We start from the raw sequence: 23,589 nt of genomic DNA, 5'->3' as shown, positions 1-23,589 counted from the left end.
GCAGATGTCGTGCGTCGGCCTCGGCCGCCACCGCGTCGTTTGGGATTGCCCTTCGCGAAAGGATCGGGAAAATTCTCGCGTTGCGGCGATTTTGGAACGGGGTGGGGACGATGGTTGGAAGAGAGGTTCTGGCGCGGCTTGCGCGCCGGCTGCCGGTGTTCGGTCTTGGTCTCTGCATGGCGTTGGGTGTCCTGCTCTGCGTGCCCCTGCCGGCGTTCGCACTCGACGTTCGCAACGACATGGCGTTCGACAATGTCTGTGAGGGCAACTCGGCCGCGTCATGCTACATCCTCGCGGTGGGCGGGATCACGGCCGACACGCCGCGTGCTTTCCGCGCCTTTCTCGAGCGCGAGCAGCCCGAGGGCAACAAGGTGCTGCTCTACAGCGGCGGCGGCAACCTGCGCGCCGGTCTCGATCTCGGCTCGATCATCCGCCAGCACAATTACGAGACCGCCATCGGCAACTGGGTGGAGGAGGGTGCGTTCGGCCGCGTCGGGCAGCAGGGCTTTTGCATGAGCGCCTGCGCCTACACCTTCCTCGGAGGTGCTGTCCGGCGGATTGCGGAAGGCAACCGCCTCGGCTTCCACCGTTTCTTCGTGCCGAACCGGGAGGCGTGGGAAAAGGCCGGCCTGACGCAGGACGATGCGCTGGCGCAGGGGCAGACGGAATCGAGCCTGATCGTCGCCTATCTGGTCTACATGAACATCGACCCGCGCATCTTCGTGCTCGGCGTCACCGCCGGGCGCGACGAGATGTACGAGCCAGACCGGGCGACGCTGGAGGAATTCGATCTCGTCTCGCCCGACGGCTTCGCGCCCTTCTATCTGGAACCTTACAAGTCCGGCATCGTCGCGGCGGCGAAGCGCCTCGGCCGCACGCGGCTTTACGACGAGCTGACCCAGGTCACCGCCTACTGCCGGCGTGGCGAGCCGCATCTCCTGGTTTCCTCCGACATCTCGCTGCCCGATGAATTGCCCGATCCGGGCGACCTTCTTCTCAGCGGCGCGGACGGCCAGGTGCAGCGGATTCGCGTGCCGCGCGATCGCATGCGGGTCCGCTCGGGCAAATCGGTGGAATTCCGACTCGATCGGGAGACGGGAACGCGGGTCGCCGGCGCGGCCGCTTTCGGGGTCAGCGTCTTCCTCGGGCAGTCGGCGGGCGGCGAGCTGCGCGGCACGGTGCCCCTGGTTGAGGGAGACCGCAGGATGCTCGACGCCGCCTTTCGCTTCTGCATCGACCGGTAGTCGCGGCAATCTCGGGCCGAGGGGCGGAATTTCAAGGCGCGCACGAGAGAGTTTTGCGAGCGCTGCCCGCCAACGAGCATCGCCGTCGGCCTCCGCGCCTTCTGCGGCAAACGGGACGGCGGCTCTTGAGCCGCGGACACGATGCGGGACAGGCCAACAGCGTCCCTCTCGTGTTCTCGAAGGCTGCGCTTGAGGGGGCGGATCGCCGGTTCGAGCTGAAGAGGATCACGAACCTCCTTGCCGGCGACCGGCGCAAGCGTGCCTTGGAATGCGCGCGGCCTTTCCACTGACTGCGGGGTCGTTCGCTGCTTTGCCGAGAGTTGACGGCCTCTCGCCCGCCTCACCGGATCTCGTAGGGCACCAGCCGGCGGTGGTCGCTGTCGATGGAGATCGCGCGGTTGAGTGGCGGCACCGAGCGCTGGGCGCAGGTGAGCCGCTCGCAGATGCGGCAGGAGATGCCGATGGGCTCGAATGCCGCGTCGCGGGCAAGGTCGAGCCCGTCGCAATAGACGATGTCGCGCGCATGCGCGATCTCGGCGCCGAGCGCGATGGCATAATGCAGCACCGGCCCGCCATAGCCGCCCGACTTCTTCACCACATGCGCGGCCAGCGAGATGTAGCGCGAGCCGTCCGGCGTTTCGGCAAGCTGGCGGATGATCGTTCCGTGGCTTTCAAAGGCGCGGTGCACGTTCCACAGTGGGCAGGCGGCGCCGAAGCGTGCGAACTGCAGCTTGGTGGCCGAGTGGCGCTTGGTGATGTTGCCGGCGCGATCGACGCGGGCGAAGAAGAAGGGGATGCCCTTCAGGCGCGGGCGCTGCATGGTCGAGAGCCGGTGGGCGACCTGTTCGAGGCTGGCGCCGAAGCGGTCGGCGACGAGATCAAGGTCGTGTCGCGTTTCCTGGGCGGCCTTGAGGAAGGTCCGGTAAGGCAGCACCAGCGCTCCGGCGAAGGCATTGGCAAGACCGATGCGCGCCACATGCACCGCGTCATCCGTCTGGAACTTGGCCTTCGCCAGCACGCCGTCGATGATGGCGCGCGCCTCGAGGAGCGCGATCTGGTGGGCGAGCTGGAAGACGATGGTCGATTCCGGCAGCGCCTCGTTCAGCGACAATCGCTTGCCGCGCGCGTCGAAGGTGCGGATCTCGCCCGCATCCGCCTCGTGGCGGTGGCGCGTCACCGAAATGCCGTGGCGCGTTTCCAGATGCTCGACCAGGTCGCGGGCGAAGACGCGCCCCGTCGGCGTCAGCCGGCTGTTCAGGTCCTCCGCGGCGACATCGAGCTCGTGGATGTAGTTGTTTTCGAAATGGAAGAAATCCCGCACTTCCTCATAAGGGGTCGGGCGTGCCAGCGTCTCGTCGCGCGCCAGCGTGTCGTCGAGCATGGCAAGCTGCTCGCTCATCTGCCGGTAGGCCTGGTGCAGGCGCACCATGGCATGGGCGAAATCCGGCGCATTCTGGCTGACCATCTTGAAGTCCTGAAGCCCCGGCCTGCCGCCGGCGAAGACCGGATCGGCGAAGACCTCGCGCAGCGCCGCGATCAGTCTGTCGTCGTCATCGACGGAAAGAGAGCCGAGGTCGAGGCCGAAATGTTCGGACAGGGACAACAGCACCGGCGCGGAAACTGGCCGTTGATTGTTTTCCAATTGGTTGACATAGCTTGTCGACAGGCCGAGCCTTTCGGCAAAATCACGCTGGGTGAGGCTCGCCGCCTCGCGCAAGGATCGGATCTGGCGGCCGATGAAGAGCTTCTTCATAATGGGGTCCCGGTTCCGAGGCGCGAGGCGTCGGGTTTGCAAATTTGCAAATGCGAATTTGCAAACAGATTAAGTTCGCCTTGCGGCTTTTTCAACTCTCCCGTCCGGCCCCTAAAACGGGTAGCCAGACGGGAAGGCAGCGGCCGCCGCGGCGTCGGCGGTCTGGAATATGGACTAACAGGAGAAACTGCCATCATGTTCACCACCGTGACCTCGTGGACGTCGGAGCGGCCGCTGGCGCGCACGCTCATCGTCGCCTTCGCCGGTTCGCTGCTTCTGACCGTGTCCGCCAAGGTCAGTGTGCCCTTCTTCCCGGTGCCGATGACGCTTCAGACCCTTGCGGTGCTGGTGCTCGGCTTCACCCTTGGCCCGCGTCTCGGCGCGGCAAGCGTGCTGATGTATCTGGCCGAAGGCGCGACCGGCCTTCCGGTGTTCACCGGAACCCCGGAAAAGGGCGTCGGCCTTGCCTATATGGCCGGTCCGACCGGCGGCTTCCTGCTCGGCTTCGTGGCTTCGGCCTGGCTCGCCGGCTGGTTCGCCATGAAGGGCTGGACCCAGGGCATCCTGCGCGCCGTCACCGCCTCGGTCCTTGCCCAGGCGATTGTCTTCGTCCCGGGCCTGATCTGGCTCGCCACGCTGCTCGGCTCGGTCGAGAAGGCGCTGGTCTTCGGCCTTTATCCGTTCCTGCTTGCCGGTCTTGTGAAGTCGGTTCTGGCGGCGGCCATTGTTGTCGCCGGCCAGCGTCTGAGCCCGCGCGGCTGACGTTCGAAAGTCGGCCTCGGCCCGTCTCCGGCATCCGGCCGGCGGCGGGCCGGGCCACCTCCGCCGGCTCCGGGCCGGTGTGAATGACGGTGGCGGCGCATGCGCCGCGCCGCGACACCAGCGCGCCGCCTGTCGTCCGGACGGCGGACCTGCGTCCGCCGTTGCCCGCATGCCGCGCAACCGCGTATCCGGCTCGCCTTCAGGGCGGCAGAGGGGTGGCGCAGGGTGGCAACGACGGGCCATCGCTCCGCCTGGATCAGACAGGTGCGAAGCTTGACAGCCGGCGCGACGACAAAGCCGGCGCGCAGATACAGACGACGCGAAAGCGAAGACACGAACAACGAGAAAATCCAGTCGGCCGAACGCCGGTCACGCATCACAGGAGCCGCCCGTGCAGGAGATCTTGCAGGAACTGGAAACCCGCCGTGCCGCCGCGCGCCTGGCTGGCGGCACCCGCCGCATCGAGGCCCAGCACGCCAAGGGCAAGCTGACGGCGCGCGAGCGCGTCGAAATCTTCCTCGACGAGGGCTCCTTCGAGGAGTTCGACATGTTCGTCACCCACCGCTGCGTGGATTTCGGCATGCAGGACACCACGATGCCCGGCGACGGCGTGATCACCGGTTGGGGCACGGTCAACGGCCGCATGGTCTATGTCTTTTCGCAGGACTTCACCGTCTTCGGCGGTTCCCTGTCCGAGACCCATGCCCAGAAGATCTGCAAGATCATGGATATGGCGGTGAAGAACGGCGCCCCCGTGATCGGCCTCAACGACAGCGGCGGTGCGCGCATCCAGGAGGGCGTCGCCTCTCTCGGCGGCTATGCGGACGTCTTCCAGCGCAACATCATGGCGTCCGGCGTCGTGCCGCAGATCTCGATGATCATGGGTCCCTGCGCCGGCGGCGCGGTCTATTCTCCGGCAATCACCGATTTCATCTTCATGGTGCGCGACACCTCCTACATGTTCGTCACCGGCCCGGATGTGGTGAAGACGGTGACCAACGAGGTGGTGACGGCGGAGGAGCTTGGCGGCGCCAAGACCCACACCAGCAAGTCCTCGGTCGCCGATGGCGCTTTCGACAACGACGTGGAAGCGCTGGTCGCCCTGCGCCGCTTCATCGATTTCCTGCCGTCCAACAACCGGGAGAAGCCACCGGTTCGTCCGTTCTTCGATGACCCGGCGCGCCTCGACATGTCGCTCGATACGTTGATTCCCGACAATCCGAACAAGCCCTACGACATGAAGGAGCTGATCACGAAGGTCGCCGACGAGGGCGATTTCTTCGAGATCCAGCAGGCCTATGCCGGCAATATCGTCACCGGCTTCATTCGCATCGAGGGGCAGACGGTCGGCGTCGTTGCCAACCAGCCAATGGTGCTGGCCGGCGTGCTCGACATCAATTCCTCGCGCAAGGCGGCCCGCTTCGTCCGCTTCTGCGACTGTTTCAATATTCCGATCCTGACCTTCGTCGACGTTCCCGGCTTCCTGCCGGGCACCACGCAGGAATACGGCGGCGTCATCAAGCACGGCGCCAAGCTGCTGTTCGCCTATGGCGAGGCGACGGTGCCCAAGGTCACGGTGATCACCCGCAAGGCCTATGGCGGCGCCTATGACGTGATGGCCTCCAAGCACATTCGCGGCGACATCAACTACGCATGGCCGACGGCCGAGATCGCGGTGATGGGCGCCAAGGGCGCGACCGAGATCCTCTACCGCTCCGAGCTTGGTGATCCGGAGAAGATCGCCGCGCGCACGAAGGAATACGAGGACCGCTTTGCCAATCCGTTCGTGGCGGCGGAAAAGGGCTTCATCGACGACGTGATCATGCCGCATTCGACGCGCCGCCGCGTCGCCCGCGCCTTTGCCACCTTGCGCAACAAGGACATCCAGAATCCCTGGAAGAAGCACGACAACATTCCGCTGTGACGACGCCAGGAACGGGACCTTTTCAATGATCAAGAAAATCCTCATCGCCAACCGCGGCGAGATCGCCTGCCGGGTCATCAAGACGGCGAAGAAGATGGGCATCGCCACGGTCGCGGTCTATTCCGACGCCGACAGGGATGCACTGCATGTGAAGATGGCCGACGAGGCGATCCACATCGGCCCGCCGCCGGCCAACCAGTCCTACATCGTCCTCGACAAGATCCTGGAGGCGGTCCGTGTCTCCGGCGCGGACGCCGTGCATCCGGGCTACGGCTTCCTGTCGGAGCGCGCCGAATTCGCCGATGCGCTGGCGAAGGCGGGGGTCGCCTTCATCGGCCCTCCGGCCTCCGCCATCGAGGCGATGGGGGACAAGATCACCTCCAAGAAGCTGGCGGCGGAAGCCGGCGTTTCCACCGTGCCGGGCTACATGGGCCTGATCGCCGATGCCGACGAGGCGGTGAAGATCGCCGCCGAGGTCGGGTATCCGGTGATGATCAAGGCCTCCGCCGGCGGCGGCGGCAAGGGCATGCGCATCGCCTGGAACGAGGCGGAGACGCGCGAGGGCTTCCAGTCGTCGAAGAACGAGGCGGCAAGCTCCTTCGGCGATGACCGCATCTTCATCGAGAAGTTCGTCACTCAGCCGCGCCACATCGAGATCCAGGTGCTCGCCGACAGCCACGGCAACACCATCTATCTGGGCGAGCGCGAATGCTCGATCCAGCGCCGCAACCAGAAGGTCATCGAGGAGGCGCCGTCGCCCTTCCTCGACGAGGCGACGCGCCGCGCCATGGGCGAGCAGGCCGTGGCGCTGGCCAAGGCGGTGAACTACGCCTCCGCCGGCACGGTCGAGTTCATCGTCGACGGCGAGCGCAACTTCTACTTCCTGGAGATGAACACCCGCCTTCAGGTGGAGCATCCCGTCACCGAGCTGATCACCGGCATCGACCTTGTCGAACAGATGATCCGGGTCGCCGCCGGCGAGACGCTTTCGATCTCGCAGGACGACGTCAAGCTGAACGGCTGGGCGATGGAAAGCCGCCTCTATGCCGAGGATCCGTACCGCAACTTCCTGCCCTCCATCGGCCGGCTCACCCGCTATCGGCCGCCGAGCGAAGGCATGCGTGCCGACGGCACCGTGGTGCGCAACGACACGGGCGTCTTCGAGGGCGGCGAGATCTCGATGTTCTACGACCCGATGATCGCCAAGCTGTGCACCTGGGCGCCCGAGCGCATCGCCGCAGTCGATGCGATGTCGGAGGCCCTCGATCGCTTCGAGGTGGAGGGTATCGGCCACAATCTGCCGTTCCTGGCCGCCGTCATGCAGCACCCGCGGTTCCGCTCGGGGGCGATCACCACCGCCTTTATCGCCGAGGAATATCCCGACGGCTTCCAGGGCGTCGAGCTGCCGGCTCCGGACATGGAGCGCCTCGTGGCGCTTGCGGCCGCCTGCAACCATCTCTCCGAGACCCGCGCCACGCAGATCTCCGGGGCCATGGACAATCATCGCCGCGTTGTCGGGCCGGACTGGACCATCGTCGTCGCCGGCGCCGAGTATCCGGTTGCGGTGACGCCGGAGACGGGGACGGGCATGTACCGCGTCGCCGCGCGCGAGGCCGATCAGGGGCACGCGCTTTCGGGCGAGATCCTCGTCTCGCTCGATGGCTGGAAGCCGGGCATGCGCCTGATCGAGGCGGAAGTCGGCGGCCGGGCGCTGGCGGTCAAGGTCGAGCAGACCTTCCACGGCTACCGCTTGCGTCAGCGCGGCGCCGATGTGACGCTCGCCTGCCTGACGCCGCGCCAGGCCGAGATGGCGCGGCTGATGCCCGAGAAGGTGGCGGCGGACACCTCGAAGATGCTGCTGTGCCCGATGCCGGGTCTCGTCGTTTCCATTTCGGTGGAGGAGGGCCAGACCGTCGAGGCGGGACAGACGCTTGCCACCGTCGAGGCGATGAAGATGGAGAACGTGCTCAAGGCGGAGCGCAAGGGCGTGGTCAAGGTGATCGCCGCCAAGCCCGGCGACAGCCTCGCCGTCGACGAGCTGATCATGGAATTCGAATGATGTTGGCGCGGGTCAAGCGAGAAGCCAGGATCATGGCGTCAGTGCTCGCCCGGTGGCTCGGCACATCGTTGGCTACATCGGAGGCGTGAGATTATGACCAAGACGACCGTTCGCGACTGGATGGACCTGGCGTCGAAGGAGCTCAAGGGCCGCGATCCGCAGGAGCTCGTCTGGAACACGCCGGAGGGCATTCCGGTCAAGCCGCTGTACACGGCGGAGGATCTCGACGGCATCGGCCATCTGGGCACGCTGCCGGGCTTCGAGCCGTTCCTGCGCGGCCCGCGCGCCACCATGTACGCGGGTCGGCCCTGGACCATTCGCCAGTACGCCGGCTTCTCCACCGCCGAGGCCTCCAACGCCTTCTACCGCAAGGCGCTCGCCGCCGGGCAGAAGGGGCTTTCGGTCGCCTTCGACCTTGCCACCCATCGCGGCTACGACAGCGACCATCCGCGCGTCGAGGGCGATGTCGGCAAGGCTGGCGTGGCCATCGACTCGGTCGAGGACATGAAGATCCTCTTCGACGGCATTCCGCTCAAGGAGATGTCCGTCTCCATGACCATGAACGGCGCCGTGATCCCGGTGCTGGCGAGCTTCATCGTCGCCGGCGAGGAGCAGGGCGCGAGCCGGGCCGAGCTCTCCGGCACGATCCAGAACGACATTCTCAAGGAGTTCATGGTCCGCAACACCTACATCTACCCGCCCGAGCCCTCGATGCGGATCATCGCCGACATCATCGAGTACACGGCGAAGGAGATGCCGCGGTTCAACTCCATCTCGATCTCCGGCTACCACATGCAGGAGGCCGGGGCGACGCTGGTGCAGGAACTGGCCTTCACGCTGGCGGACGGGCGCGAATATGTCCGCGCCGCGCTCGCCAAGGGTCTCGATGTCGATGCCTTCGCCGGCCGGCTGTCGTTCTTCTTCTGCATCGGCATGAACTTCTTCATGGAGGCGGCGAAGCTGCGCGCCGCGCGCCTGCTGTGGTCGCGCATCATGACGGAGTTCGAGCCGAAGAAGCCGCAGTCGAAGATGCTGCGCACCCACTGTCAGACGTCGGGCGTGTCGCTCGCGGAGCAGGACCCCTACAACAACATCGTGCGCACCGCCTTCGAGGCGATGTCGGCGGTGCTTGGCGGCACCCAGTCGCTGCACACCAACTCCTTCGACGAGGCGATTGCCCTGCCGACGGAGTTTTCCGCGCGCATCGCCCGCAACACCCAGCTCATCCTCAACCACGAGACCGGGGTCACCAACGTCGTCGATCCGCTCGCCGGTTCCTACTATGTGGAGAGCCTGACCGACGAACTCGCCACCCGCGCCTGGGAGCTGATCGAGAAGATCGAGGCCGAGGGCGGCATGACGGCGGCCGTCGAGAAGGGCATTCCCAAGCAGATGATCGAGGAGGCGGCCACCCGCCGCCAGGCGGCCGTCGACAAGGGCGACGAGGTCATCGTCGGCATCAACAAGTACCGGCTCGAGGACGAGGACAAGCTCGACATCCTCGACATCGACAACGCCGCGGTGCGCGAGAGCCAGGTCCGCCGGCTGGAGAAGATCCGCCGCAGCCGCGATTCCGACCGGGTGGCGGAGACGCTCGCGGCGCTGACGAAGACGGCTGAGACGGGTGAAGGCAACATCCTGGAATGCGCTGTCGAGGCGGCGCGCGCACGCGCCACCGTCGGCGAGATTTCCGATTGCCTGCGCTCGGTTTTCGGCGACCACGCCGCCGTTCCCAAGGTCGTTCGCAACATTTACGCGGGCGAATACAAGGATGAGCCGGAGTACAAGACCCTTGTCACCCGCCTGTCCGATCTGGCCGCCGAACTCGGCGAGAAGCCGCGCATCATGGTCGCCAAGCTCGGCCAGGACGGCCATGACCGGGGTGCCAAGGTGATTGCCTCGGCCTTTGGCGACGTCGGCTTCGAGGTGCTCGCCGGCCCGCTGTTCCAGACCCCCGACGAGGCTGCGGAAGCCGCCATCGCCGCCAAGGTCCATGTCGTCGGCGTGTCGTCGCTCGCCGCCGGCCACAAGACGCTGATGCCGCAGCTCGTCAAGGCGCTCGAGAAGCGCGGTGCAGGCCATGTCATCGTTGTGTGCGGTGGCGTCATTCCGCGTCAGGATTACGATTTTCTACGCGAGGCTGGCGTCTCCGCGATCTTCGGCCCGGGCTCGAATGTCCTCGACGCGGCACGTACGGTGCTCGACCTCATCGCGGGTCGACGCCGCAACGTCGCCTGAGGCGATCGCCCGGAGCCGAGGCCGGGCCCCGGCAGGAGGAGCCAGGGCCCGGCCCGCTTTTCAGACCGGTCCGGTTTGGCAGGCCCGACCGGATTGGCAGGAATAACCAGAGGGGAGGGGGAGTGCGGCCATGCCGCGCTCCCTTATCTTTTTGCGACACCGTCGGCCGATGCTGGCGACAGGGGCGCGGGGCGGCCCGCCCTGTCGGTCGAGCCTCGCCGTTGCTCGAGGCTTGATATCAGTAGATCCGGACGCGTGCCGTGATCGGGTCCCCGCGATAGCGCACCGTGCCGATGAACTCGCCCGTTTCGGTCAGTGCCAGTGTTCCAACCAGGTTCGACCCGCTCACCAGCAGCGTGTCGCCCTTGATCGTCATCGCACTGCCTTCCTGACAGCTGTCGGAACTGTAGAAGGACAGGCACCCCTTCTTGAAGTCCCGGTAGCGCACCGTACTGCTGATGACGTTGCCTTCGCCCTCGATATAACGCTTCGCGTTCTTGCCGAGGTCGTTGCCGGACAGCTCGACGTCGACGCGCGGCATGGCCATCAGCGCGTCGAACGCGATCTGCTGGCGCAGGATCGGATCCCGCGCATTCTCCATGCCGGCTCGGATTGCATAGGCACGCATGACAGGCTGATCGGAGCAGGCGAGCTCCTGATAGGCAAAGAGCCGGTCGATCGGATCCGCCTCCTTCTCGGTTAGCTTGTTCCGGAACTCCTTGAGTTCGGTCGCCGACAGCGCCTTGTAGGTCTCGCAGGCCTCGGCCGCCGGTGCCCCACCGGCAACGCCCAGTCCCATCAGCAGCGCGGCCGCCACACCTGTTCTCTTCCAGCCCATTTGGTTCCTCCGTTGAGTGATGGCGGGCGGCCGGGTCATTCCCCGGACTGTCCCTTGAATTCCTGCACCAGCAGCGACACGCTGCCGTAATGCGTTTGCCGTTGGAACTTGGCGACGCAGCCGGGAAACACCTCGTTGGGTGCGTCCATTGACACGCGCTTCTCCCATCGGCGGAAGCCGACGCGATACGCGAAATCCCGGTCCGTGTTGGCCAGCAGAAGGCCGGCCGCGGAGGCCTCGGCGGTGAAGTTTGCATGGCCGCACAGGCTGAAGGGGTCGGTGCCAAGCACCGTGAAGAGGCGCAGGGGGGCAGCGGGCTTTGTGGCCTGTTCCTGGGTCGGCGTCTCCGCCCGCGGCGTTCGCGCCGGCGGTTCTGCAGCCTTTTCCCGCGCAGGCGGTGGGGCATCCGTACCCGTCTGTTCGGGAAGAACGAGCGGGAGCCGGCGCACCGCAATCGTCGTCACTGCGGTTCTGTCGGCTTGCGGCATGGCCGGTGCCGCACGTTCGGTGATCCTGGGCGCGACGGGCTGTTGTGGCTCTGGCTGGCGCGGTCCTGCCACGGGCGGTTCGGAGCGGTGCGCCTGCGGGGCTGGCGCCGTTGCGGTCGGCGTGGGCATGGAGCGCGCGGCGAACTCTTTGACGAGTTGATCGAGGGAGCGCACCGTTGCCTCGCTCACGGCGACCACTTTGTCCGTGCGCATCTTTTCTTCCGCCAGCCGCGCGGCCTCGGCCTCGCGCCGTTCTTCTTCCAGCGCCCGCTGGTGGGCCAATTCCTTCTGCCGCGCCAGCTCTGTCTGCTCGGCGCGCATGTCGTTGAAATAGGACGTGATCATCAGGCTGATCGGCTCGTAGACGAGCGCGCCACCAGCAATGGTGAGGACCGAGAGGCCGGCGGCGCGCAGCCTGGTCAGGCCCGTTCCGAGCCTTGGCGTGGCCGGCGTCGCCGTGGGAGCCTGGGCACCGGCTTCCGCACCATGTTCCGCGCTCTCGTTCTGCGTCATGGCAGTCCGCGTCCTCTTCGGCCGTTTCGCTCTGAGCCAGTGCGCCGGCTGCAGTCTTTCAAAATGCCCCAGCCGGTTGCGGTCGACAACTGCAGACAGTTGAAAAGTCGCTCCGTGTCCGGGGCGTGCAGCCTATTCGGCCGGCAACTGCTCGGCTGCAACGTCCGCGCCCGTCTCCATTGCCTCGTTCGTTGCAATCACGTCTGCCGGAGCCGCGAAACGGGCGAAGGTGGCTTCCCTGCTTCGTGTGCCGCACATGGCATGCAGGTGATCGTCGCCAAGCGCCGTCACCTGTCGCGCCACCTCGGCGACGGTTTCGCGCAGCCATTGATGCGCCGGGTCGGCGTCGTCGCGACCGTGCCAGATCAGCGCGACGGTGAAATCGGGAAGCTCCACCGGCGGCTCGAAGATCTCGAGCCCCAGAAGCTCTGCCTTGGCGAGCGCGATACGCGCCGGCAGGCAGGCAACGAGGTCCACCTGTGCCGCCGCATAGGGGGCGAAGATGAACTGCGGCAGGGTCAGCAGGACGCGCCGGCGCAGGCCCTTCGCCGCCAGCGCCCGGTCGACGACGCCGCCCGCGCCGCCGCGCGGGGCGACAACCACATGCTCGGCCGCCAGAAACTGGTCGAGCGTCGGCCCCTGCGGCCCGAAGCGCCCGCGCCGGGCAACGCCCACCAGACGGTCGGTGTAGAGCGTGCGCGAGCGATGTCGCGCCTCCAGGTCGTTGCCGACGCCGACGGCCAGGTCGATCTCGCCGTCGTCGAGCATCGGCGTCATGCCCGAGGGGCGCGTTCCCATGATGTGCATGTCGAGCCGGGGGGCGTCGCGTCGCAGCCGCTCGATCAGGTCGACCAGAAGCACCGCCATGGAATTGTCGGTCATGGCGATGCGTACGATCCGGTCGATCTGCTCGGGAGCGAAGTCGAGCGCCGGCGCCAGCGCCTGCTCTATCCGCCTGAGCGCGTCGTTGAGAAGGGGCGCCAGCGTCTGGGCACGCGCCGTCGGCTCCATGCCGCGCCCCGAGCGCACGAAGAGTTCGTCGTCGAAAAGCGCGCGCAGGCGCGACAGCGCGTTGGACATGGCCGGCTGGGTCAGCCCGACCCGCCGCGCCGCGCGCGTCACGTTGCGCTCGCTGATCAGGGCGTCGAAAGCGACGAGGAGATTGAGATCGACCGAAGAGATATTCATGGCATCAATGTTTCCGGATATCCAAAATCAATTGGACCTTGGGTGAAGCGTGCCCCACCTAGAAGTACGTTGCAAACGCTCATGGTCCGCGCCTCCTGTAAAAGGCAACCGCGGACCGATTGGGTTTCAGGAGGGACATATGGTCCAGTTGACCGTCAATGGCGAGAACCGCTCGCTCGATATAGATCCCGAAACGCCGCTTCTGTGGGTTCTCAGGGACGAGTTGCAGATGACCGGCACCAAGTTCGGCTGCGGCATCGCCGCCTGCGGGGCCTGCACCGTGCACATGGACGGCATGCCGATCCGCTCCTGCCAGACGCAGGTGGGTGACGTCGAAGGCACATCGATCACCACCATCGAGGGCGTCTCCGGCAAGGCGGCCGAGGCCGTCCAGTCCGCCTGGCGCGAGCTCGACGTGCCGCAGTGCGGCTACTGCCAGTCCGGCCAGATCCTCGCGGCCACCGCGCTTCTTCAGGACACGCCGAAACCGAGCGACGAGGACATCGACGCGGCGATGAGCGGCAATGTCTGTCGCTGCGCCACCTATCCCCGCATCCGCGCCGCGATCCACCGCGCGGCAGAGACGATGGAGGGCTGAGCCGATGTTCAAGATGATCGATCATATGTCCGAAAGCGCGCCGCGTCCCTCGCGCCGCTCCTTCCTTCAGATGTCGGCGATTGCCGCCGGCGGCCTCGTCATCGGCCTCGGCGCGCCGGCACGCGTGGCCGTCGCCGGGGCCTCGGGCGAAGCTGCCGCGGGCGACATGTTCACGCCGTTCGTGCGCATCTCGCCGGACGGTCTCGTCACGGTGCTGAACAAGCATCTCGACATGGGACAGGGCAATGCCACCGGGCTTGCCACGCTTGTCGCCGACGAACTGGACGCGCGCCATGACCAGATGCGGGCCGAGTTCGCGCCCGCCGAGGTGGACAAGTACAAGAACCTCGCCTTCGGCATGCAGGGCACCGGCGGATCCACCGCGATCGCCAACTCCTTCATGCAGTACCGCGAGGCGGGCGCCACGGCGCGGGCCATGCTCGTTGCCGCCGCAGCAGCGGAATGGGGCGTTCCCGCCTCCGAAATCGTGGTGAGGGAGGGCACGCTCTCCCACGCTTCCGGCAAGTCGGCCGGCTTCGGCGATCTGGCGGAGAAGGCGGCGACGATGCCCGTGCCGGAGACGGTCGAGGTGAAAACCCCGGACCGCTGGGTCTTCATCGGCAAGTCCTTCCCGCGCCTCGACGTTCCCAACAAGACCGTCGGCGCTCCGCGTACCTATGGCATGGATGTCCAGCGCGAGAACATGCTGGTCGCCGTGCTCGAGCGGCCCCATGCGTTCGGCGCCAGGGTCAAGTCGGTCGATGCCGCCGAGGCGCGCAAGGTTCCCGGCGTTGTCGATGTCATCGAGGTGCCCGACCACGGCGTCGCGGTGCTGGCGACCTCGACCTGGCCGGCGATCAAGGCGCGCGGCCTGCTCGAAATCGAGTGGGACGAGACGGGCGCCGAGACGCGCTCAAGCGACACGCTCTTTGACGCATATCGCAAGCTCGCCGCTTCTGACGGCCCCGTCTTCCGCGACGATGGCGATGTCGCCGCGATACTGGCCGCCGGCGACGTGGTGGAGGAGACCTTCGAGTTCCCCTATCTCGCCCACGGCATGATGGAGCCGATGGTGCTGACCATCCATGTCGACGGCGACAAGGCGGACCTCTGGTATCCCTCCCAGTTCCAGACAGTGGATCAGGGTACGGCGGCCAAGGTGCTGGGCCTGAAGCCGGAGAACGTCGCCATCCATACGCTTTACGCGGGCGGCTCCTTCGGCCGGCGCACCTCGCCGGATGCGCGCCACATCGTCGAGCTGGCGACCATCGCCAGGATCTGGGGCAAGTCCCAGCCGATCAAGCTGGTCTACACCCGCGAGGACGACACCCGCGCCGGCTACTACCGGCCGATGGGCGTGCACAGGGTTCGCGCCAGCCTCGACGGCGACGGCAATATCGCCGGCTGGCACCACCGCATCGTCCAGCAGTCGCTCATGGCAGGCACCTTCATGGAGGCCTTTGCCGTCAAGGACGGCATTGACGTCACCTCGATCGAGGGCGTCGAGGACTTCAGCTACAAGACGGCGAACTTCAAGGGGGAGCTGCATTCGCCGAAGGTCGGCGTGCCGGTGCTGTGGTGGCGCTCGGTCGGCCACACCCAGACCGCCTATGTGGTGGAAGGGATGATCGACCGGCTCGCCCATGCGGCCAAGGCCGATCCGGTGGAGTTCCGCCGTCGGCACCTCTCAGCGCCCACGGGCAACGAGGAGCATGACGCGATCAACCGTCGCAAGCTTGCCGTGCTCGACAAGGTGGCGGACATGGCCGGCTGGTCCGGATCGAAGGTGGGTGACCGCTTCCGCGGGGTCGCCGTCCACAAATCCTTCGGCACCTATGTCGCGGAGATCGCGGAACTGTCGAAGGCGGAAGACGGCACCTTCAAGGTGGAGAAGGTCTGGTGTGCGGTCGACTGCGGTGTCGCGGTCAACCCGGACAACGTCAAGGCGCAGATGGAGGGCGGCATCGGCTACGGCCTTGGCGCGATCCTCTACGACGAGATCACGCTCACCGACGGCCATGTCGACCAGCAGAACTTCGACACCTACCTGCCGATCCGCATGGACGCCATGCCGGCGGTCGAGGTCGAGGTCATCGCCTCCGCCGAAGCGCCGACGGGGGCGGGAGAGCCCGGCACGCCGCCGGTCGGCCCGGCGGTCGCCAACGCCATTCTCGCCGCCAACGGCGTGTTGCCGGTGGTGCTGCCGCTGACCAAGGCGGGCCTGGTCTGATCGTCAGGGCCCGAGCCCGCCTGGCGACTGCGCAACCGGTTCCGCGTCCCGCGGGGCCGGTTGCGCTTCGTCGCGGCGGGCGGGGCACGGCCCATTTTATGTGATCGGCCGATTTCCTTTTTGCATTTCCCTCCGCCGCATCCCTGTCGGATCCTCCAGCTTCGCGCTCTGGCGGGGAGGGGAGATGCCGACTTTCACCATGAACCGGGTTCCGCGCATCGTCTGCGGCCCGCGCACGAGCGCGGGTCTCGGCGCGCTCGTCTCGGGGCTCGCCGGGGAGGGGGCCTGCGTGCTTCTCGTCGCCGACGCCGGCCTCGGCCCGCTCGGCCTGACGCCGCGCATCGCCGGCATCATGAAGGAGGCGGGCCACCGGGTCGTCACCTACGACCGGATCATGAGCGATCCCAAGGAGGAACGGGTCGAGGAGGCGATGGCGCTCGCCCGCGACCGCGAGGCCGGTGTCGTCGTGGCGCTGGGCGGCGGCTCGGCGCTCGATGCCGGCAAGCTTGCCGCCGCCGCGCTTGGTGCGCCGGATGCGCTTTCCAGCTACCGGCTCGCCTCCCGGCCGCTGCCGTTGTCGCGCCTGCCGCTGGTCTGCGTGCCCACCACCGCCGGCACGGGCTCGGAGACGACCGCCGTCTCCATCGTCTCCGACGCGCTGGGTGTCAAATACTGGTACTGGGGCGAGGCGCTGAAGCCCGATGTCGCCCTGCTCGACGCCGAGCTCACCACCGGGCTTCCCGCGCCGCTCACCGCCGCCTGCGGGCTCGACGCCATCGTCCATGCCATGGAGGCGGCGACGAACCGGGCCGCCTTCGCGGAAAACAGCGCTACCTGCTGCGCGGCGATCGCCCTTGCCGTTGCCCATCTGGAGAAGGCGGTGGCCGAGCCGGACGACCTCGCCGCGCGCGGAGCGCTGCTGCTTGCCGCCGCGCGCGCCGGCACCGGCATCGACAATTGCGGCACCGGCATTGCCCATATGATCGCCCATGCGCTGGCGAGCCTGCTGCCGATCCATCACGGGCGGGCGGTGGCGCTTGGCATGGCCGCCTCGCTGGCCTGGTCGATGGAGGGGCAGGAGGCGGCCTACAAGGACGTCGCCCAGGCCTTCGGCTGCGCCCACTATGGCGAACTGCCGATGGCGTTTTCCGGTCTGGTGCGCCGGCTCGGCATCTCGCTGCATCTTCCCGCCGACATCAACCGCCTGTCGCCGGAGCGTCTCGCCGCGCAGATGGCGCGGCCCGAGAACGCCCCGATGCGCCTTGCCAGCCTGCGTGCGGTGACGGACGAGGATCTGCTCCTCATCGCCGAACGGGTACTGAATGCCTGATGCCGGGTTCGGCGATGCGGTTCCGCCGGGGTGCAACTGGCGCTTTGCTTCCGCCGAAAGCCGGCGTAGCCTCAAGGCTCGAAACCTGAGCCAGCCGCCACGCACCGGACGCCCGATGACGAGCCAGCCTGCCCCTATCGACCGTCGGCGCCTGCCGCTCAACTCCTTGCGCGCCTTCGAGGCGGCGGCGCGGCAGATGAGCTTCACCCGCGCCGCCGAGGGGCTCGGCGTCACCCAATCCGCCATCAGCCGCCACATTCTCAACCTGGAGGAACTCATCGGCGCGCGCGTGTTCGAGCGCCGCGGTTCGGCGCTCGCGCTGACAAGGGCCGGGCAGGACCTGCTGCTCGCCGTGATACCGGCCCTCGACGGTCTCCAGACCGGGCTCAACGCGGTGTGCGGCATCGACCGGGGCGGCACGTTGCGCCTTGCCCTGCCGCCGTCCTTCGCCTGCCGCATGGCCGCCCCCATCATCGAGACCTGTCGCGCCGAGGGCGGTGTCGCCATCGAGATCGACACGCCTTACGTCCTCGACAGTCTCGACCACACGGCGCATGACGCGGCGGTGGTGTTTTCCCGTCCCCGGGTCACCGACCAGGTCATGGACCTGCTGTGGATGGAGGAGCTGACGCTGCTGTGCCGGCCCGATGCCGCCGCCCGGGTGGCGGGTGCGGGCCTGGCCGAGGCGCTGCGCGTCGAAACGGTCCTGCATGTGCGCAACGAGGGTGGCCGCCACACCGCCTGGGCGGAGTTCCTGCGCGCCGCCGGCGTGTCGCGGCCGCTGCCGCAGGGCATTGTCTTCGACACCGCCCATATGGCGCTGGACTTCGCCGCCCGCGAGGGCGGTCTCGTCGTTGCCGACAAGCGCCTTGCCGCGCGCGATCTCGCCGACGGTCGCCTCGCCGCGCCCTTCGACCTCTCGACTCCGTCCGGCTTCGGCTATTTCATGCTGTTCCGGCCGGACGATCTCCAGCGCGAGGCGGTGCGGATCTTCCGCCGTCGGCTGCTTACCGAGTTCGCCGTCGCCGAGCCGGCGCGCACCGGCTGGAACGAACGCACGGAAGGGGCGGCTTGAGCCGAGCGGAACGGGAGGGGCGCGGCGGCAGGCGCACCTTCGAACCAACTGAAACAGGGGTCTCGACACGGGACCCGGGGGAGCTTTGACGTTGCAGAGATATTCCGCCTTGTCGCTGGTGCGCCACGCGCTTTCCGGCCATCGAAACTGGCAGCCCGCCTGGCGCAAGCCCGAGCCGAAACCCGCCTATGACGTGATCGTCGTCGGTGGCGGCGGCCATGGCCTGTCCACCGCCTACTATCTTGCGAAGGAGCACGGCATCGCCAATGTCGCGGTGCTGGAGAAGGGCTGGCTCGGCTCCGGCAACATCGGCCGCAACACGACCATCGTGCGCTCCAACTACATGCTGCCGCAGAACAACCGCTTCTACGAGTGGTCGATGAAGCTGTGGGAGGGCCTGTCGCAGGACCTCAACTACAACGTCATGTTCTCCCAGCGCGGCGTGCTCAATCTCGCCCACACCCCGTCGCAGATCGACGACTATGCCCGGCGCGGCAACTCCATGCGTCTGCAGGGCATCGACGCGGAGCTTCTGTCGCGCGAGGAGGTCGCCGCCCGTGTGCCCGGCCTCGACGTATCGCCCAACGCCCGCTTTCCCGTACTCGGCGGCCTCCTGCAGCCGCGCGCCGGCACCGCGCGACACGATGCGGTTGCCTGGGGCTATGCCCGCGCCGCCGACGCGCGCGGCGTCGACATCATCGAGAACTGCGAGGTCACCGGCTTTATCGAGGACGGCGGGCGCATCGTTGGCGTCACCACCTCGCGCGGCGAGATCCGCGCCGGCAAGGTCGCCGTCGCCGTCGCCGGGAGCACGTCGGAGGTCATGCGCAAGGCCGGCGTCTCGCATCTGCCGATCGAGAGCCATGTGCTCCAGGCCTTCGTCACCGAGCCGGTGAAGCCGATCCTCGACAGCGTCGTCACCTTCGGCGCCGGCCACCTTTACATGTCCCAGTCCGACAAGGGCGGCCTGGTCTTCGGCGGTGACATCGACAAGTACAATTCCTATGCCCAGCGCGGAAACCTGCCGGTGGTGGAACACGTCATGGCCGAGGCGGTGGCCATGCTGCCCTTCGTCTCGCGCCTGCGCCTGCTGCGGAGCTGGGGCGGCATCATGGACATGAGCATGGACGGCAGCCCGATCATCGCGACCGGCCCGCGCGACGGGCTCTACCTCAATTGCGGCTGGTGCTATGGCGGCTTCAAGGCGACGCCCGCCTCCGGCTGGTGCTTCGCCTGGACCATCGCGAAGGACGCGCCGCACGAGCTCAACGCCGCCTTCACCCTCGACCGGTTCCGCCGGGGCGCCTCGATTGACGAGCGCGGCGCCGGCCCGGTTCCGAAGATGCACTGAAAGGACGCCCGCCATGCGTATTGATTGTCCCTGTTGCGGGCTGCGCGACGTCGCCGAATTCTCCTACGGCGGCGACGGAACGCTTACCCGTCCCGATCTCTCCGTGACCGAGGCCGAGCCCTTCGCCGCCTATGTCTACGACCGCGAGAATCCGCGCGGCCCCCACACGGAGCTCTGGCACCACATATCCGGTTGTCGCCACTGGCTGCGCGTTGTCCGCGACACGGCCACTCACGAGATCCTGTCCGTCGAGCCCGCCGGTCGCGCCGCGCTCTTCGCCGCCGAACTGGAGAGGCGCGCATGAGCGGCTTTCGTCTGAAAAAGGGCGGCAGTCATGTCGACCGCACGCGCCCGCTCGCCTTCCGCTTCGACGGCAATCGGCTTGAGGGCTATGCCGGCGACACGCTCGCCTCGGCGTTGCTGGCGACAGGGCGCAAGCTCGTCGGCCGCTCGTTCAAGTACCATCGGCCGCGCGGTGTCATGAGCGCCGGCCCGGAGGAGGCCAACGCGCTGGTCGAGCTGCGCTCGGGCGCGCGCCAGGAGCCCAACACCCGCGCAACGATGGCCGAGCTCTTCGACGGACTGGAGGCGAAAAGCCAGAATCGCTGGCCGAGCCTCGCCTTCGACGCCATGGCGATCAACAACAAGCTGGCGCCGCTCTTCGCCGCGGGCTTCTACTACAAGACCTTCATGGAGGCCGGGCAGACCGGCTGGCACATCGCCGAGCGCGTCATTCGTCGGGCCGCCGGGCTTGGACATGGCACCCACTTCCCCGATCCCGACCGCTACGAGAAGCGCAACGCCTTTTGCGACGTGCTCGTGGTTGGCAGCGGCCCGGCCGGCCTGATGGCAGCGAAGGCGGCGGCGGCAAGCGGGCTGAGCGTCATGCTCGCCGACGAGAACGCTTGTCCCGGCGGACGGGTCCATGAAGACGGGGCGACGCTCGACGGGCTGTCCGCCTCCGCCTGGGTCGAGCGGACGCTGGGCGAACTTGCCACGGCTGGCGTGCGCCTGCTGCCGCGCACCACCGTCCACGGCTATTACGACGGCAACGTGCTGGCCGCCGTCGAGCGGGTCTCGGACCACCTGCGCGAGCCGCCGGTGTTTCAGCCGCGCCAGCGCCACTGGGTGATCCATGCCCGCCGCGTCGTGCTGGCAACCGGGGCGATCGAGCGTCCGCTGGTGTTTTCCGGCAATGACAAGCCGGGCGTCATGCTGGCCTCGTCCGGGCTTGCCTATGCCAGGCGCTACGGGGTTTCCGTCGGTCGCTCGGTGATCCTCTTTTCCAACAATGACGGCGGCGTGCGCACCGCGCTTGCTCTCGCGGAGCTTGGCGTTCCGGTCAAGGCCGTGGTCGATTGCCGGCGCGGTGTCGGCGACGATCTCGCCGAGGAGCTCGGCGAACGTGGCATCCGGCTCGAGACCGGGGCGGTGGTCGTCGGCACGCGCGGCCACACGGTGCTGGCCGGCGTCGACATTCGCGGCTTCGACCCGGTGAGCGGCACGCTCGGCGTCAACGCCATGCGGCCGGCCTGCGACACGCTGCTCGTCGCCGGCGGATGGACACCGAGCGTGCATCTCGCCAGCCAGGCGGGCAGCCCGCCCGTCTTCGACACGGCGCTTCAGTCCTTTCTGCCCGGAACCCCGCGTGAGGCCTGGACCGCCTGCGGTGCCTGCGCCGGGCAACTGGATCTTGCGGCGGCGCTGGAAAGCGGGGCGCGGGCCGGGCAGGACACGGCCCGGGCCTGCGGCGCTGCGGTTTCCTCCGCGCCGGTGCTTCCCGTGCTTGAGGGCGCGGCGGGCGCCGAACTGCCGTTCCCGCTCTTCGAGGTGCCCGCCGTCGGCCGGCAGAAGCGCTTCGTCGATCTGCAGCACGATGTGACTGCCGACGATGTGGCGCTTGCCGACCGCGAGGGCTTTTCCTCCGTCGAGCACGTCAAGCGCTACACCACGCTGGGCATGGCGGCCGATCAGGGAAAGACGTCCAACGTCAACGCCATCGCCCTGCTGGCGAAGGCGCGGGGCCTGTCGGTGGCGGATGTCGGCACCACCCGTTTTCGCCCGCCCTACACCCCGGTCGCCATCGGCGCCATCGCCGCGCGTGAGGCCGGCGCCCACCTGCAGCCGCTGCGGCTGACGCCGATACACGATTGGCATGTGGAGCACGGGGCGCAGATGATGGCTGCCGGTCTGTGGATGCGGCCGCGTGCCTACATCGCCCCGGGCGAAACGCTCGAGGATGCCTATGTCCGCGAGGCGCGCGCGGTGCGCGCCGGCGTCGGCCTCGTTGATGTCTCGACCCTGGGCAAGATCGACGTCCAGGGGCCGGACGCGGCGGTCTTCCTCGACCGACTGTATGCCAACGGCTTCGCCAGGCTTCCCGTCGGCAAGGCCCGTTACGGGGTGATGCTGCGCGAGGATGGCATCATGTTTGACGATGGCACCGCCTGGCGGCTGGACGAGACCCGCTTCCTGGTGACCACGACGACCGCCAACGCCGGCGCCGTGCTTGCCCATATGGAGCACTATCTGGACGTCGTCTGGCCGGAGCTGCGCGTTCACGTCACCTCGGTGACCGACCGGTTCGCGGCTCTTGCCATTGCCGGCCCGTCCTCACGCGCGGTGCTGCAGCGGGCGCTCTCCAAGGGCGATGTCTCGCCCGATGCCTGTCCCCACATGGGGCTGACGCGCGGGCGCATCGCCGGCGTGGACGTGCGCATCGCCCGGCTCTCCTTCTCTGGCGAGCTTGCCTATGAGGTCTATTGCGACTGGACGGACGGGCTTGCGGTCTGGGAAGCGCTGCTGGAGGCCGGCGCGCCGGAACGAATCGTTCCCTACGGGCTGGAGGCGCTCGGGACGCTGAGGATCGAGAAGGGCCATATCACCGGAGCCGAGATGGACGGGCGAACGACGCTTTCCGATGTCGGTCTCGGCAAGATGGCCTCTCGTCGCAAACCCTACGTCGGCTCCGCCATGCTGGCGCGCCCTGGGCTCTCGGACCCCGAGCGCGAGGTGCTTGTCGGCCTTGTCGCGGTGGAGGGAGACAAGATCCGGGCGGGCAGCCACTTGACCAGCCCGGGAGAAGGGGCGAGTCTCGGGCACGTGACCGCCACGACCTTCTCGCCTGTTATGGGCACGCAGATCGCGTTGGCCCTTCTTTCCGGTGGAAACAGCCGCACGGGCGATGAACTCGACGCCGTCTATCCCCTCAAGGGGATCTCGGTTCGGGTGCGGGTGGTTCATCCCTGTTTCCACGACCCCGAGGGGAGCAGAATGCATGTCTGACGCCACCTTCGACAGCAACACCGTAGCCGCGGCTGGCAATGTGACCGGCGATCCCGCCCCGCCGCTTCCAGATGCCGGCCAGCCGGCAGGCCAGGACGAGGTCCACGGCGGGCCGCTGGTGGCTGGCGAGACCGGTGGCGCCAGTGGCCTGCGCCTTGGCCTGGCGCCGCTGGAGACCGGTGCGATTGTCGAGATCGGCGCGTGGCCGAACCGGCTTGAGGACGTATGCACCCGCCTCGGCGCGCTTGCCGGCACCGACCTGCCGGGGCGCCCCGGCAGGTTCGCCGAGGGCGAGGCCGCGCTCTTCTGCTGGGTTGCCTTCGGCCGCTTCCTGTGGCTCTCGTCGGATGCCGGCGACGTCGCCCGGCTGGACGAGGCTTTCGGGGCCGACGAGGCGTCGGTCGTCGACCTGTCCAGTGCCCGTCACGCGGTTCGCGTTTCGGGTGAGGACGCCATCGCGGTTCTCAACAAGGCGGTCGCCATCGATTTCTCGATGGCCTCCTTCCCGCCGGGATCGCTGGCGCAGTCCGTCATCCACCAGATGCCGGTCGTTCTCCTGCGCCGCAGCAAGGAGGCGTTCGACCTTCTCTGCCCGGCGAGCTTCGAGGCAAGCTTCCTGGAATGGTTGCGCGATGCCGCGCTGGAATTCGGCTATCGGGTCGGCGAGCCCGAGCGGATCGTCTGACGGATCCGGCGGGGCGGGGACAACCCCA

The 23,589-nt window shown here is 67.7% G+C and carries 17 protein-coding genes; 13 read left to right on the top strand and 4 right to left on the bottom strand.

Annotated elements, in window-relative coordinates; translation table 11 throughout:
• The first annotated feature begins 110 nt into the window (after positions 1-110).
• Positions 111-1,244, top strand: coding sequence for a hypothetical protein (locus tag ACN0WF_RS16640; protein ID WP_417773904.1), 1,134 nt, complete (start codon positions 111-113; stop codon positions 1,242-1,244).
• Between the two features lie 340 nt (positions 1,245-1,584).
• Here the strand turns inward: ACN0WF_RS16640 and ACN0WF_RS16635 are convergent, their stop codons facing one another.
• A complete protein-coding gene (locus tag ACN0WF_RS16635; protein ID WP_417773903.1) occupies positions 1,585-2,997 on the bottom strand; it encodes a helix-turn-helix domain-containing protein in 1,413 nt (470 codons plus the stop codon).
• A 195-nt stretch (positions 2,998-3,192) separates the two neighbouring features.
• Between ACN0WF_RS16635 and ACN0WF_RS16630 the strand changes: the two genes are divergently transcribed.
• The 4 genes from ACN0WF_RS16630 (at position 3,193) to scpA (ending at position 9,980) form a co-directional block, all read left to right on the top strand.
• A complete protein-coding gene (locus ACN0WF_RS16630) occupies positions 3,193-3,759 on the top strand; it encodes a biotin transporter BioY (protein ID WP_417773902.1) in 567 nt (188 codons plus the stop codon).
• Positions 3,760-4,150: 391 nt separating this feature from the next.
• Positions 4,151-5,683, top strand: coding sequence for an acyl-CoA carboxylase subunit beta (locus ACN0WF_RS16625; RefSeq protein WP_417773901.1), 1,533 nt, complete (start codon positions 4,151-4,153; stop codon positions 5,681-5,683).
• A 25-nt stretch (positions 5,684-5,708) separates the two neighbouring features.
• Positions 5,709-7,742, top strand: a complete 2,034-nt coding sequence (locus ACN0WF_RS16620) for an acetyl-CoA carboxylase biotin carboxylase subunit (protein ID WP_417773900.1) — start codon at positions 5,709-5,711, stop codon at positions 7,740-7,742.
• 93 nt (positions 7,743-7,835) lie between these two features.
• Positions 7,836-9,980: a methylmalonyl-CoA mutase gene (gene scpA, locus ACN0WF_RS16615; RefSeq protein ID WP_417773899.1), complete on the top strand. Its 2,145-nt coding sequence runs from the start codon at positions 7,836-7,838 to the stop codon at positions 9,978-9,980.
• A gap of 238 nt (positions 9,981-10,218) precedes the next feature.
• On the opposite strand, the gene ACN0WF_RS16610 is transcribed toward scpA, so the two are convergent.
• The 3 genes from ACN0WF_RS16610 to ACN0WF_RS16600 form a co-directional block, all read right to left on the bottom strand.
• Positions 10,219-10,818, bottom strand: a complete 600-nt coding sequence (locus ACN0WF_RS16610; RefSeq protein WP_417773898.1) for a hypothetical protein — start codon at positions 10,816-10,818, stop codon at positions 10,219-10,221.
• Positions 10,819-10,853: 35 nt separating this feature from the next.
• Complete coding sequence (locus tag ACN0WF_RS16605) at positions 10,854-11,651, bottom strand: hypothetical protein (protein WP_417773897.1); 798 nt, start codon at positions 11,649-11,651, stop codon at positions 10,854-10,856.
• A 300-nt stretch (positions 11,652-11,951) separates the two neighbouring features.
• Entirely contained in the window at positions 11,952-13,007 is a 1,056-nt protein-coding gene (locus ACN0WF_RS16600) for a LysR family transcriptional regulator (protein WP_417773896.1), read from the bottom strand.
• A gap of 139 nt (positions 13,008-13,146) precedes the next feature.
• Between ACN0WF_RS16600 and ACN0WF_RS16595 the strand changes: the two genes are divergently transcribed.
• From ACN0WF_RS16595 to ACN0WF_RS16560, 8 genes are all read left to right on the top strand, one after another.
• Complete coding sequence (locus tag ACN0WF_RS16595; protein WP_417773895.1) at positions 13,147-13,605, top strand: (2Fe-2S)-binding protein; 459 nt, start codon at positions 13,147-13,149, stop codon at positions 13,603-13,605.
• A 4-nt stretch (positions 13,606-13,609) separates the two neighbouring features.
• Positions 13,610-15,835 carry a molybdopterin cofactor-binding domain-containing protein gene (locus tag ACN0WF_RS16590; RefSeq protein ID WP_417773894.1) on the top strand — a complete coding sequence of 742 codons (2,226 nt, stop codon included), beginning with the start codon at positions 13,610-13,612 and terminating at the stop codon, positions 15,833-15,835.
• 184 nt (positions 15,836-16,019) lie between these two features.
• Complete coding sequence (locus tag ACN0WF_RS16585) at positions 16,020-17,165, top strand: iron-containing alcohol dehydrogenase (protein ID WP_417773893.1); 1,146 nt, start codon at positions 16,020-16,022, stop codon at positions 17,163-17,165.
• A 115-nt stretch (positions 17,166-17,280) separates the two neighbouring features.
• Positions 17,281-18,240, top strand: coding sequence for a LysR substrate-binding domain-containing protein (locus tag ACN0WF_RS16580; RefSeq protein WP_417773892.1), 960 nt, complete (start codon positions 17,281-17,283; stop codon positions 18,238-18,240).
• Between the two features lie 91 nt (positions 18,241-18,331).
• Positions 18,332-19,591: a sarcosine oxidase subunit beta family protein gene (locus ACN0WF_RS16575; RefSeq protein ID WP_417773891.1), complete on the top strand. Its 1,260-nt coding sequence runs from the start codon at positions 18,332-18,334 to the stop codon at positions 19,589-19,591.
• A 13-nt stretch (positions 19,592-19,604) separates the two neighbouring features.
• Positions 19,605-19,895 carry a sarcosine oxidase subunit delta gene (locus ACN0WF_RS16570; protein WP_417773890.1) on the top strand — a complete coding sequence of 97 codons (291 nt, stop codon included), beginning with the start codon at positions 19,605-19,607 and terminating at the stop codon, positions 19,893-19,895.
• A complete protein-coding gene (locus ACN0WF_RS16565) occupies positions 19,892-22,876 on the top strand; it encodes a sarcosine oxidase subunit alpha family protein (RefSeq protein WP_417773889.1) in 2,985 nt (994 codons plus the stop codon). The genes ACN0WF_RS16570 and ACN0WF_RS16565 overlap by 4 nt, the downstream gene beginning before the upstream one ends.
• Positions 22,869-23,561, top strand: a complete 693-nt coding sequence (locus ACN0WF_RS16560; protein ID WP_417773888.1) for a sarcosine oxidase subunit gamma — start codon at positions 22,869-22,871, stop codon at positions 23,559-23,561. Before ACN0WF_RS16565 ends, ACN0WF_RS16560 begins: the two co-directional genes overlap by 8 nt.
• Positions 23,562-23,589: the final 28 nt, after the last annotated feature.

Source organism: Stappia sp. (assembly GCF_048268045.1).
Taxonomy (GTDB): Bacteria; Pseudomonadota; Alphaproteobacteria; order Rhizobiales; family Stappiaceae; genus Stappia.
Note: the sequence above shows the minus strand (reverse complement) of the source record. Positions and strands in the feature narration are given on the sequence as shown.